The sequence below is a fragment of the Bacteroides fragilis NCTC 9343 genome (assembly GCF_000025985.1).
In the GTDB taxonomy this organism is placed as follows: Bacteria; Bacteroidota; Bacteroidia; order Bacteroidales; family Bacteroidaceae; genus Bacteroides; species Bacteroides fragilis.
The window spans coordinates 2839028-2852212 of the sequence record NC_003228.3 but is presented as its reverse complement, the minus strand read 5'-3'; the positions used below and the strand labels follow the sequence as shown (position 1 = coordinate 2852212).

The 13185-nt window shown below is 45.4% G+C and carries 7 protein-coding genes; 2 read left to right on the top strand and 5 right to left on the bottom strand.

The features are described from left to right. Positions 1-14: 14 nt before the first annotated feature. The 5 genes from BF9343_RS11635 to BF9343_RS11615 form a co-directional block, all read right to left on the bottom strand. The gene (locus BF9343_RS11635; RefSeq protein WP_010993017.1) at positions 15-2342 is read right to left on the bottom strand and encodes an ABC transporter permease; all 2328 of its coding nucleotides are present in this window, start codon (positions 2340-2342) and stop codon (positions 15-17) included. A 16-nt stretch (positions 2343-2358) separates the two neighbouring features. After that, positions 2359-4704 carry an ABC transporter permease gene (locus tag BF9343_RS11630; protein WP_005793795.1) on the bottom strand — a complete coding sequence of 782 codons (2346 nt, stop codon included), beginning with the start codon at positions 4702-4704 and terminating at the stop codon, positions 2359-2361. Positions 4705-4853: 149 nt separating this feature from the next. Further along, positions 4854-7277, bottom strand: coding sequence for an ABC transporter permease (locus tag BF9343_RS11625; protein WP_010993016.1), 2424 nt, complete (start codon positions 7275-7277; stop codon positions 4854-4856). 143 nt (positions 7278-7420) lie between these two features. Beyond that, positions 7421-8671 carry an efflux RND transporter periplasmic adaptor subunit gene (locus BF9343_RS11620; RefSeq protein WP_005787749.1) on the bottom strand — a complete coding sequence of 417 codons (1251 nt, stop codon included), beginning with the start codon at positions 8669-8671 and terminating at the stop codon, positions 7421-7423. A 38-nt stretch (positions 8672-8709) separates the two neighbouring features. Beyond that, positions 8710-10182 (bottom strand): TolC family protein, encoded by a 1473-nt coding sequence (locus tag BF9343_RS11615; protein WP_005787747.1) that lies wholly within the window; start codon positions 10180-10182, stop codon positions 8710-8712. Between the two features lie 362 nt (positions 10183-10544). Here BF9343_RS11615 and BF9343_RS11610 point away from each other — a divergent pair, with 362 nt between their 5' ends. Both BF9343_RS11610 and BF9343_RS11605 read left to right on the top strand, forming a co-directional pair. Further along, positions 10545-11909, top strand: coding sequence for a sigma-54-dependent transcriptional regulator (locus BF9343_RS11610; RefSeq protein ID WP_005787745.1), 1365 nt, complete (start codon positions 10545-10547; stop codon positions 11907-11909). After that, positions 11906-13183: a sensor histidine kinase gene (locus BF9343_RS11605; RefSeq protein ID WP_005787744.1), complete on the top strand. Its 1278-nt coding sequence runs from the start codon at positions 11906-11908 to the stop codon at positions 13181-13183. The genes BF9343_RS11610 and BF9343_RS11605 overlap by 4 nt, the downstream gene beginning before the upstream one ends. The last annotated feature ends 2 nt before the right edge of the window (positions 13184-13185 follow it).

Here is a 13185-nt window from a genome sequence, read left to right as displayed (position 1 = left end):
ATTATTAGATTTTTTTATTCTGTTTTTACTACTTCCGCCGGGTTTTCACGGGCGGCTTTCCATACTCTCCAGCCGATACAGGCGGTTATGATGATACCGATTCCCATAAAGATAGTGACATACATCGAAACGCCTATGCTGATTTGTTCGACATAATTCTCCAGCCACGCTTTCATGATCACGTAGCTGACCGGGAAAGCAAGGAACGAGGCGCAGAGTAACAATATCAGGTACTCTTTTATAAATATCGAAAGGATGTTGCCAAGTGTTGCACCATTTACTTTCCTGATAGCGATTTCTTTACGCCGTTGCTCGCATGCCAATGTCACTAAAGAGAACACTCCGAATACAGCAATCAGAATACAGACAACAGCTACACAACTCAGGAGTTTCAAAAGGGTCTGCTCCGATTTGAGATAGTTGTCATAGGTCTCCTCCATATTGGATAATCTGATTTTATTTTCCGGATATTCTTTCTGACATAGCTTTTCAATGTCTTTTTTAAGTTTGGGCCATTCGCCTTCTCTATACTTTATCAGTACATCACCTTTGCCCAGGTCGAATCCGGAAAAGCCTTTGGCTATAAATGCGATAGGTTTTATGGGAGTGGTAGGCGATGTCGTATGGAAGTCTTTTACCAAACCGATAACGGTTGTCCCCGTTCCGTTGGGTCTGATTAGTTTTTTCCCAATCGGATCATTCCATCCGAGTGCTTTGGCCGCTGCCTCATTGATTACAATAGTGCCGGCATCCCTCTCTCCTTCTTTCAGCATCTTTCCTTTTAAAAGGCGGATGCCGTAGAACTGTGCTAACTCTTCACTTTCCATCAGTACTTCCATATCGATCTCTGCATCTCCGGGTTGTTTTCCGTCCCAATCCTTGAAGTGCATAGCCATGGATGCAGTTTTGGGTAGCAGCGAAAAGTGTCCTTTCAGAACCTGAGTGACATAAGGAAACTGCTCTATTTTATCAGCGGCAGGCAATAGATTGTTTTGCGGATATATGCTTAGAGTCGCTATATTTTTGCGTTCTATACCAATATCTGTGGTGCTGAGATAATAGAGTTGCTTCATGATGACACTGATGCAGAAGATAAAGCAGATACTGATAGAAAGTTGAAAAACAATGCTTATCTTACGTCCCAGATACCCGTATCTGTTTACGGTTTTTTGCTGTATGTTACTTTGTAGCGTTCGTTTGTTGAAGTAGAAAGTTACAGGCAGGAATGTGGCAAGAGAACATCCGATGACGAGGGCGAAGTATAAAAAAGATTCCCAGTAAATATCTCCTTCTTTTACTCCCGACAATTCTTTGAACGGAGACAATACCAATTCTATCAGGGCCATTCCCATAAGTCCTGCGGCCAACAAGATCAGCAGATATTCTGTAACAAGCAGGGTGAACAGATGGAGGTCTGATGAACCGCATACTTTGCGTAATGCCAATTCTCTGCTTCGCATCCGTAAACGGCTGACAAACAAAGACAGGTAGTTGATCAGCGAACAAAGAATAACTAATCCGCCTACAATTGAGAAGAATAGGATATAGCTGAACTGGATGGCATTTTGGTCGGCCAGTACAGTATAGTGGCACTTACTGATGGGCATAACCATCAGATTCTGCATGCCGCCCTTGCTGTCTGTTTCGAGTTTCGTTTGTTCCAGTTTTTTCTGAAAAGCCTCGGCATTTACTTCTTTGTGCAATTTTATAAATACATGGAATCCTCCGTGATACCATGCATTATGCCATTGACGTATTCCTCCCGTTAAAATAGAAAAAGGTAAATTGGTATGACGGTTCCATCCGTTGACGATCGCACATACGGTTTTAGGGGCACCATACAGTTTGATTTCCTTCCCGATCGGATTTTCCGTACCGAAAAGTTCCTTGGCCGCATGCTCTGTCAGTGCTATCCGCTCTTCCGATTCCAGGAAATCAAGGCTGCCGGAGAGTACTTGTATCCCGAACATATGCATGAAGCAAGAGTCTGCATTGATTTCATACAGTTGCCGGATAGCGCCATCGTCTACTGTCACTTCCTGTTCATAAAAAAGAAAACCGCAGGCATCTTCCACTTCCGGAAACTGCTTTTCTAAAGAAGTGGATACCGGATATGGAATTGTTGTTGTAACGCCTGTGTCACTTAATGCCGATTTCTGATACACCAAATGAATACGGTCAAAACCTTCATGGAAGGTGTCGTATGTCATTTCGTAACGTATCCATAAGACAGCAAGCGCAAAACAGGTAAATCCGATAGCTAATCCTAGGATGCTGATGATACTCTGAGTCTTGTATTTCAGCAAATTCCTACATGCAATTTTCAAATAATGTCGTATCATATTATTAGATCCTTTTTTATTCTGTTTTTACTACTTCCGCCGGATTTTGTTTGGCTGCATTCCACACTCTCCAGAAGATGCTGATGACGATGATGATACCGATACCTGCAAACAGGACGATATATATCCAAAATGGGGTGGAAGTTTGTCTGACGTAACTTTCTATCCACACTCTCATCATTCCATAGCTTGCCGGGAATGCTATAAGAGCCGCGACAAGCAAAAGGACGAAATATTCTTTGATGAACATCTGCAGGATACTTCCTATGGTGGCTCCATTCACTTTGCGGATAGCGATCTCTTTGCGTCTTTGTTCGCACGACAAAGTTACTTGCGAAAAGATGCCGAAAATAGAGATAATGACGCATACGATAGAAACGATCCCCAACAGGGTCATCAACGCACTTTCGGAACGCAGATATTTATTATACTCCTCTTCCTCGTTATAAAGTCTCAAGAACGAAGAGGGAAAATCTTCTTCTTTCATTTTCCGGATCGTATCTTTGCAGGCCTCCCAACTCCCTTCCGTAAACTTAAAAAGAATACTGGCACGAGACCATAGATATTTCTGCTCTTCAGTGCGGACAAAGGCGAGAGGGCGTGGAGCGATAGTGGGTGGCAGGTAGCTGAAGTCCTTCACCACTCCTACTACTGTATAATATGTCCGATTGTGTTCATATTCTGAGTAGAACTGTTTTCCTACTGGATTTCTCCATCCGAACGTCAGTGCTGCCGTTTCATTAATGATGACATCTCCGGGAGAGTTCTTTTCGGATAGCCACTCCCCTTCTGTCAACTGCAATCCATAAAAGTCGAAGAACTCTTTGCCCGAAGGTATCAGGCCGACGGAATATGTTTCATCAGTGGTTTCATTGAGTCCGTCCCAACCGTTAATATCTGTATACATCATAGGTCCTGTAGGGACTATCGGGAAGTAGTGGGGAGGCAGAGCTTCAGTCACCATAGGTAAATTGGCGATCTTAGAACTCCATTCATTAATATCTCCTTTCATCCAGACAGCAACATTGCCTATATTGTGGCGTTCTATTCCCAGATCTGTGTTTTTCAGATAATAGAGTTGTTTCATCATGATAGTGGTGCAGAAGATGAAGCCCAGACTGATGATCAATTGTGCTATCAGTCCGAGCCGGCGGAATATTCCGCGCTGGGGACTTCCTTTTTTATTGCGAATACTACTCTGTAACGTACGGCTTCTGAAGTAATATAGAGGAATTTGTGAAATACCGAAAGATAAAACGATGACTGCCAGTATGTAAATGATGACTTCTGTATACAGCGGGGTAGCTTCTGATATCTGAGCCAGTTCTATGAAATGGGGTAAGCAGGCCTCGATGAAAGCCATGCCCAGCAGAGAACCGGCTAGCAAGACAATCAGGTATTCGACAGATAGCAATGCGAACAACGAACGGTTGGTAGATCCACAAACCTTTCGGAGTCCCAGTTCACGACCGCGCATTCGAAGACGGCTGACAAACAGGGTCAGATAATTGAATAATGAACATACAATGACCAATACTCCTGCCATTGCAAAATAGCGAATGTAGTTGAATGAAATAACGATCTCGTCTTTTTGCAGATAATCAGAATAGCGGAGCGAAGTAATCGGGGTAAAATTCAATTTACCTAATGTACTCTCTTTCTCCTGTGAGGAAGCATCGAGGCTGCTTATCCTTTTTTGAAGAGCTGATTTGTCGGTATCCGGCAAGATGCGGACAAATATCTGTTCTGAATTGCTTTGCCAGCTTGGATGGTGGCGTGCCGGAAGCAAGGCCCCGTATGAAAGATTTGAATGTTGCGACCATCCGCTGACAACGGCACACACTTTACATGGCCGGCTTCCCAACTCAATCTCTTTTCCAAGAGGACTTTCGTTGCCGAACCATTCTTTCGCTACCGCTTCGGTTATGGCTATCTCGTTGCTCTTTTTCTTTAGAAAATTGACATTGCCTTGCAGGATACGCACATCAAACATGCGTATAAACGCAGAGTCCACCTCAATGGCCAATAAATCCCCACCCTTGTCTTTGAATCGAAGATTGGTTTTGAACGGAGATATGCCACATATATCTTCAATCTCAGATATGTTCTTCCGTAGATACTCTATAGCCGGATAAGGCATTGAGTTGCTGAGCGTGCCGTCTGTGATTGTGAGTTGTGCTCTTACCAGGTAGATGTCGTCGGCTCTCCGATGAAAGGTGTCGTATGTCATCTCGTAGCGTATCCATAGTGTAGCAAGGGCAAAGCAGGTGATTCCTACAGCTAGTCCGATAATGCTGATAATACTTTGGGTTTTATATTTCAGCAGATTGCGGAAAGCGATTTTAAAATAATGTCGTATCATTCGGGTTCTTGTTTTTACAAATAGTGTTTCAAGAAGTATGCCAAAAAGCCAACTTGTTGAAACACTATTATTTATGTGCTTGTGATGTTAAAACACACTGTGTGAATTAGCACGATCATAGTGCGCATGCGCACAAAAATACAAATTTACTACTCTCCTTTCAATACTTTGGCCGGATTGATATTGGCAGCTTTCCGTATTTGCCATATCAGAGTGGCCAGTGATATGAAAGCAGTCACTATGGCGGCAATTGCAAACAGCCACCAGGATATAGGAGCTTTGTTGGCGAATCCTTCCAGATATTTCGAAATGATATACCAGGACAGAGGTGCCGAAATGATGAATGCCATTCCCAGGATAATCGAGTATTTCTTTAATAGAAGCGGATAGATCTCTTTCAGGGTAGCGCCGTTTACCTTGCGTAGTGCTATTTCACGATATCGCTGACGGATGTCGAACATGGACAATCCGAACAGTCCCAGGCAAGATATAAGAATGGCAATGATACTGAACAGGGAGTATATCTCGGCAGTTCGCTTGTCTTCCTGATACATGGTCGCTATCTCGTCTTCTAAAAAGCTGTATTCAAACTCACCTTCGCCCAGTATTTCATCGCGCAGCCTTTTCAGGAAGGCAATGGCTTCTTGCTTTTTTCCGGGAACGATTTGTGCCATCAACCGGTCTCTGTAGCTGCCCCGCGGATCTTCGTAAACGATAAAGAGCGGAGGAGTGGTTTTCGATAAATGGCCGATTTTGAAGTCCTTGATCACTCCGATAACCTGATATGGAGGATTCTTCTTCATTTCTTCGGATTTTGACAAGGACCACCACAATCTCCTTTCAGGCTGAATCAGGGCTGTTTCTATATTATCTATTTCCAGAAGTGATTTGGCCGATTCGTTGATGATCATTTTATAATCAGTCCATTGGTCGACAGAATCATTCCATAGGCGGCCTTCTTTTAGCTGAAAGCCGAACAGTTCAATATATTTATTGCTCAGGCTGCTGTAAATAACTTGCTTGAACTCGTCCCGCTGTGCATTCCGCACATTGATATAATTGTCATCCAGCTGATTCGGGTTCTCTCCATATTCCCAACGGATAAAGAGCGGGGAATGATCCATCTCTTCTTTGATGTAGGCCAGATTACTTTTCTCTCTCTGCTTCCGTCTCTCCCACTCTTCGTATGATATATTTATATCATACGAAGAGCGTTCGGCGTATAACTGACATTGAATGATGTCCTTGGTGGTATAGTTCAGATCGGCAGACAGCATGAAGCGGACTTGCTTCGTGAAAAAGAGGGAAACAATAATAAGTACAAAGGTGATGATGTATTGAACGAATAAAAACAGCACACGGGATACGATGGAATGTCCTCCCGCATTTACCGAACGGATAGATACGGAAGGTGAAACGTAGTTGTATCTGATGAATGGATAAATAGAAGTCAATAATGGCAACAGAATCAGGATTCCTACGGATAATGTGGCACTAAATTCCGTATTGGAGGTTTGCGGTATCCGGAGCACATGTTCCATCATGCCACCGGTTATTTCGATAATGCACCAGGATATGCATAGAGCCATGCCTGTCAGGATAAAGTTTTCAGTGAAAATCTGTGCGAATACATCCTTTGCGCCGGCACCATATACTTTTTTGACTCCAAACTCTCTGGCACGCTTGAGCATCATCACCGTATAGATGTTGATGAAATTGAACAAGCCGATTATCAACAAAGCAATGGTGACAACGGCAAGTACTAAGATATTATTGTAGTTGCCTTTCCGGATATTGTTATTATAAACGCGGACAGTCTTATCGAAATAGAAATCTTTTAATGGAAAGAACTGCAGGCGGGTCGGTGCATCCATATGGCACCTTAACTTCATAAACTTCTCGTTCTTGACGTTCAGTTTCTTAAAGTCCGTTCCGGGTATCAGTTGTACCAGACTATTGCTTAAACGCGACCATGAATGTTGCAATCGTTCGGATATAATAAGGTCGAAATCTAAAAAGCTTTTCGTCGTCGGCTCTCCTATTACTCCCGTAACTGTGACGATGTCCCCTGTGCTGTAAGTCATTGTTTTCCCAATAGGATTCTCTTTTCCAAACAATCTTTCAGCCAATCGCCGGGTGATGATGGCGTCATTCGGAGACTTCAGAGATGAAATGCCGGACACGGACGGATAGGGTAATATCTGCAGAAACACACTGTCGGTCACTACGGTTTTTACATTATATATCTGTTTCCCTACTGTAATCCTGTCTTCCGGAAAGTTAATCCATCGGGTACTTTTCAGGACAGACGGGTCGTTCAGCGGATCGATAAAGTTGGGGTCGTTATTCCTATCTTCATTACTGCTTATTGTCCGCCTTCCATCTTCGTACTCGATATATAGCAGATAGGTGTTTTCAAGGTCTTTGCAGAAATGATTTACGGTAACCTCCTGATGGATATACCGGAGGATGATAAGTACACAAGCCAGACTCAAGGCCAAGCCCAGTATATTGATGAATGTATATGTTCTGAAACGTGCCAGAGCCTTCCAGGCCAGCCTTATGGTTTTCATGTTTGTATGATTTTGAGTTTGATTCACCACGGAGTAATACAGAGTCTGAAAGAGTTTTAACCTCTTGCTTATTAAGATATTAAGAGAGAACTATCTCTGTGTAACCCTGTGCCATTCTGTGGTGAGTTCGATTCATTTTTATATTACTTAAGTATTAATTCTTCTGCCTCGCCAAAGGTATCATATCCTGTTGTAACGACATAATCTCCGGGCTCTAATCCTCCGGTAATTTCATATTGTTGCGGATTCTGGCGTCCGATGGTGATAGGCGTACGTACGGCTTTGGTTTTAGATGCATTGGCTTTGTAAATCCACTGTCCGCCGGTGGCCTGATAGAAGTTACCGCGTGGGATGACGATGGCTTGTTCAGGCTGTCCCAATTCAATCTGGACACGGAAACTCTTACCTACACGTACGTTATCGGGCATTTCGCCGGTGAAGACCAGATCGACGTCGAACATGCGGTCTTTTACCTCGGGCACAACTTTTGTGATGCGAAGCGGATACTTTTTACCCTGATAGTTGACAGTAGCAGGCAGTCCGGTGGTAATGCGGTCGATGTAGTATTCGCTCAATGAAGTATGGATCTTATATTGATCGAGTACTTTGATTTCGGCGATACTTTCACTGGAGCCCACCTGCTGTCCCGGAGTAACTTTCACAAAGCTCAGCTGTCCGCTGATGGGTGCTTTCACTACCAGATTGCCCAGACGCTCTGTGGCCCGTTCATACTTCTTACGCTCCCGCTCCATATCGGTTCGTATCAGATCTTTGCGGATGATGGTCACGGCCGAATCGTGGCGAAGACCTTCGCGTTGCAGTTCGGCATTCTTCACCTTGTAATTGTATTCGTCTTCCGACACTTCGAGTTGTGCTTTACTCTTGATGCCCATGCGGAATTCTTCTTTGTCCAACGTGAAACTTTTTTTCAGGCGTGCCAGTTCGTAATTGGTTTCCAGCGTCTGTTGTTTCAAGCTCAGGCTTTTCTGTTCCATTTCGATTTCTTTCTCCTGATAAGTGATGCGTTGCTTCTCCCAGTCGTCCCGCTGGTCTTCGATGCTACGCAGCAAGTCCGGATTCGAGAGGGTCAGAATCGTATCTCCTTTCTGGAGCAAACTGCCTTCCTCGGCTATGATACGCTCTACGCTTCCCGCTTCACGGGTGTTTACTTTAATGGTGAGAATAGGCTGTATCAATCCTTCCACATCGACGTATTCCATAAACTTGTCATCTTTGACTTCGGCTATCTGTATGTTTTCCGACTCGATGCGGAGCTTGCGCGGCCCGGCCGACAGAATGATGACGTAAACAAGGAAAGCGACAAATGCAATTCCTCCGGCTATGTAGAATTTATAGCGGATGTACCAGGGTTTCTTTTCAATTTTAATATCCATATTATTTTGTTTTTTCGATTTGTAGTTTATAATTCCGGTCAGTCTATCAGCAGGTCATAATTCTCGGTAAGCGGCGTTTTGCCTTCAAAGTCGAAAAGAGTAAGGCTGCGCAACGTGTAATACAGACTCCAGTAGTTGTAAAGAGCCGTTATGTAGTTGCGGCGTGCCTGGTCCTTCTCGGTGATGGAAGCGTTTAGATCGAGAATGGTAGACTTGCCCAGCAGATAAAGTTTGCGGGCCACGTCGCTGCGTCGTTGAGCTGTTTCATCGGTTCGCGCGGCTATTCTGACCCGCTGGGCCTGAAGATTAAATTGTTTCACCAGTTTGCGTATGTTTAGTTCGAAATCGGTCTTGTCTTGTTCCACCTGTGTGTACACAAGGTCGCGGTTGGAGCGTGCCACGCGCACTTTGCCCTTGCCCCGTCCCCAGTCGAGGATGGGTAGTGCTACACTCAGGCTGACGTACTGCTGGTCCAATGGCCTCTTGTAGGCGCTTCCTAGCTTGTCGGCAGTTTGTGTCAGGCCGAAACGCAGATAAATATCCGCTTTCAGTCCGGCATTGGCACGGGCGTATGACACGTTGCTTTCGCTCTCCAGTTTCCGGCGTATCATGTTTTGTATTTCCGGACTGTTTTCGTTGGCCAGTAATAAGGCTTCGTGCAGTTCTACACTGAAGTCGGGTACGTGGTCGTTGATTTTCACCTTGAGTTCCTCGTCACTCTGAATGCCCAGATACGAGCGTAGCTCCTGCATGCAGTTGTCCATCTCGATACGGGCATTCATTCGGTTGGTTTCTTCGGTCAGTTTGTTCAGTTCCAGTTGCAGCATTTCGTTTTCGGTGATGGTACCGATGTTGTAGCGTCCCTGGGCATATTGATAGAGTGTGTCTGCGTTAGCGTAATTGGTAGTGGCGGTTTCGTAATTGCTCTGTGCGGTGGCAAGGTTAAAGAATTTTTGAGTAGCACGCGTGGCCACCAGTTCCAGTGTTTCTACATACGATTTCTTTGCTTCCCGGTAGCGGACCGGTTCGATGCGGCGATCCCACTTCAGGCTGTTATATCCGAAGAGCGACTGACGATAGCCTATATTAATAGGTGAAGTCTGCCAGGCTGTCGTGTGGTCGCTGAAGATATCCATTCGTTGTGCTGCCGTTTCCACAAACAGTGAACCGCCGGTCCATGGAATGTTCTGTGTTAAATTCAGAGTAAGGTCGGTGCTGAGCATGTTTTGTTCTACAAACTTCACGGTTCCGTCTCCCAGTGTTACCTTATTGATAGCCCGGTTCAGGTTCGGGTCCGAGGTCAGGCTCAAGGCAGGCAGATAGTTCGCCCTGTAATATTTATAGTTCCAGTAGGCTGAGCGGAAACTGTGGCGTGCGGTTTGTGCGTCGGGTGACTGAAGCTTGGCAAGCTTTACGGTTTCGTCCAGCGAGAGCTCCATCGTGCGTTCCTGTGCAGTTGCCGGAAAGATATAACTGCATCCGGCAATGATAAGTATCGTTTTCAAGTTCATTGTGCATTTCTTTTTCTATAAACCATTCAAAAGCCGTGCCATACGTGTAATATTTTGTTTATTAATAGTTTGCATCTTTATTCCCTATTGCTTTCGTGTGCATATACGCACAAAAATAGTGCGAATTAGCACACACAACACATGGATATAATATGTACCTTTGCCCTCAGGCTAAAGGTAAGTGAATATATCCGGCTTACTTTAGCATCATTACATGGTAAGATAAGATGTACGAGATGTATAACCGGTACACGACGAGTTGTACAACTGGTACATGACGAGATGCACAACTGGTACACGACGAGTTGTACAACTGGTATATCTTATCCTTTAAAGGAAAGTAAATTAGCTCGTAATATAACATGGAACAGCTTGGAAAAATATTAATTGTAGACGATAACGAGGATGTGTTGTTCGCCCTCAATCTATTGCTCGAACCTTATACTGAGAAGATTAAGGTGGCTACTACTCCCGATCGCATCGAACACTTCATGACTACGTTCGGTCCGGACATCATTTTGCTCGATATGAACTTCAGTCGTGATGCCATCAGTGGGCAGGAAGGATTTGAGAGTCTGGAACAGATTCTGAAGATCGATCCGCAGGCCATTGTGATTTTTATGACGGCTTATGCCGATACGGACAAGGCTGTGCGTGCCATCAAAGCAGGTGCAACGGACTTTATCCCCAAACCATGGGAAAAAGAGAAACTGCTGGCTACACTCTCTTCGGGCATGAAACTCCGGCAGTCACGTCATGAAGTGAATATGCTGAAGGAGCAGGTAGAAGTGCTGAGCGGACAGGGTGGACCCGAAAATGAGATTATCGGTGAATCGGAGGCTATGCAAGAGGTGTTTTCAACCATCAACAAGTTAAGCGAGACGGATGCCAATATCCTGATTCTGGGTGAAAACGGTACCGGAAAAGATGTGATTGCCCGCTTGCTGTACCGTTGTTCTCCTCGATACGGTAAACCGTTTGTAACGATCGACCTGGGCAGTATTCCCGAACAGTTGTTCGAAAGCGAATTATTCGGATACGAGAAAGGTGCTTTCACCGACGCACGCAAAGCAAAGGCGGGACGCATGGAAGTGGCGACAGGGGGTACTCTGTTTCTGGATGAAATAGGTAACCTTTCGCTCCCTATGCAATCGAAACTGCTCACTGCGATAGAGAAAAGGCAGATCAGCCGGTTAGGCTCTACTCAGTCGGTACCTATCGATGTCCGCCTGATCTGTGCGACGAATGCCGATATCAGGGCAATGGTGGATGAAGGTAACTTCCGTCAGGATCTGCTCTATCGCATCAATACGATAGAAATTCATATTCCTCCTCTACGGGAGCGTGGTAACGATGTCATTCTGCTGGCCGAGTTCTTTTTAGAGCGCTATGCCCGCAAATATAAGAAGGAGATGCACGGGCTGACGCGCGAGGCAAAGAATAAGTTACTGAAGTATAATTGGCCGGGCAATGTACGCGAGTTGCAACATACCATAGAGCGTGCCGTGATTTTGGGTGACGGCTCCCTGCTGAAGCCTGAGAACTTTCTTTTCCACTCTTCTGTCCGGCAAAAGAAAGAGGAAGAGGTACTCAATCTGGAATTGCTGGAACGGCAAGCGGTAGAGAAAGCCATGCGGCTGAGCGAGGGGAACATCACCCGGGCAGCCGAGTATCTTGGTATCACCCGTTTTGCTCTTTATCGTAAACTTGAAAAACTGGGCTTATGAAACGCTATTCCATCAGTGTGGTGCTGCACATTCTATTGTTGGTGGTGCTCTCCATCGGAGGATACTTGCTGTTCTGTTACGAATTATGGTTCAGTACTCTGATTGTGGGCATCCTGCTGATCGCTACAGGCGTTCATCTCTATTCCATCCAGATGAAATTGGCAGGCATGATGAGACGACTGACAGACTGCATCCGCTTCAATGACATGACGCAGAACTTTCAGCCGCCGTTTAAAAGCAAGATGATGGTTGAACTGGCGGACGAACTCTCTCAGACACTTAGGTTGTTCCGCGGACGCCTGCTCGAGGAAGAGATCAAGCACCAGTATTACGAGAACCTTTTAAATAAGGTAGATACGGCTGTGGTGGTGACTGACCGTTCGGGCCGGGTGGAATGGATGAACCGTGCGGCCGTGGCACTGGTCGGACAAGAATCCCGGTTGCCTCAGGAGTGGCTGACCACCTCCTGGAACGAGACGCAGGTGGTACGTATCCGGCAGCAAGGAGCCTCGGTAGAGATGGCGGTATCATGTACTTTGTTTGCCGCACAAAATAAGGAAAGGCTGTTGGTCAGCCTGAAAAACATCCATTCGGTATTGGAACGTAACGAGATGGAAGCCTGGCAGAAGTTGATACGGGTATTGACCCATGAAATAATGAACTCTATCACTCCTATCATTTCATTATCCGAAACATTGAGTGAACGCGGAATACCCGAACGGCTCAGTGAGAAAGAATACGGAGTGATGTTGCAAGCCATGCAGACCATCCATCGGAGAAGTAAAGGGCTGCTCGGTTTTGTGGAAAACTACCGTCGGTTGACTCGTATCCCCACTCCTGCCCGCACATTGGTAGCGGTGGACGAACTCTTTTCCGACCTAAGGAAACTCTTCCCTGATTCGTTCATTCATTTTGCGGCAACACACAGGGGGGCCACTCTGTACATTGATCGTGCCCAGATAGAGCAGGTGCTGATCAATCTGATTAAAAATGCCAAAGAGTCCTGCGGACAAAATACTGCACCGCAGATAGAAGTAGAGTTGGAACAGGTCCCCGGAAAAGTTTGCAGTCTCACGGTGCGTGACAACGGCGAAGGCATTCTTCCGGAAGTGATAGACAAAGTATTTGTTCCGTTCTTTACGACCAAGCCATCGGGGTCCGGCATCGGACTCAGTTTATGTAAGCAGATCATGAATCTGCATGGCGGCACCATTACAGTCTCCTCAGAGATAGGGAAAGGAAGCTGCTTTACACTGATGTTTCCGGGAAGATAGGG

Bases quoted from the DNA above. Each gene is read 5' to 3' on its own strand.
- BF9343_RS11625 (WP_010993016.1), bottom strand. From the start codon at position 7,277: ATGAAAACCATAAGGCTGGCCTGGAAGGCTCTGGCACGTTTCAGAACA.
- BF9343_RS11630 (WP_005793795.1), bottom strand. From the start codon at position 4,704: ATGATACGACATTATTTTAAAATCGCTTTCCGCAATCTGCTGAAATAT.
- BF9343_RS11605 (WP_005787744.1), top strand. From the start codon at position 11,906: ATGAAACGCTATTCCATCAGTGTGGTGCTGCACATTCTATTGTTGGTG.
- BF9343_RS11620 (WP_005787749.1), bottom strand. From the start codon at position 8,671: ATGGATATTAAAATTGAAAAGAAACCCTGGTACATCCGCTATAAATTC.
- BF9343_RS11615 (WP_005787747.1), bottom strand. From the start codon at position 10,182: ATGAACTTGAAAACGATACTTATCATTGCCGGATGCAGTTATATCTTT.
- BF9343_RS11610 (WP_005787745.1), top strand. From the start codon at position 10,545: ATGGAACAGCTTGGAAAAATATTAATTGTAGACGATAACGAGGATGTG.
- BF9343_RS11635 (WP_010993017.1), bottom strand. From the start codon at position 2,342: ATGATACGACATTATTTGAAAATTGCATGTAGGAATTTGCTGAAATAC.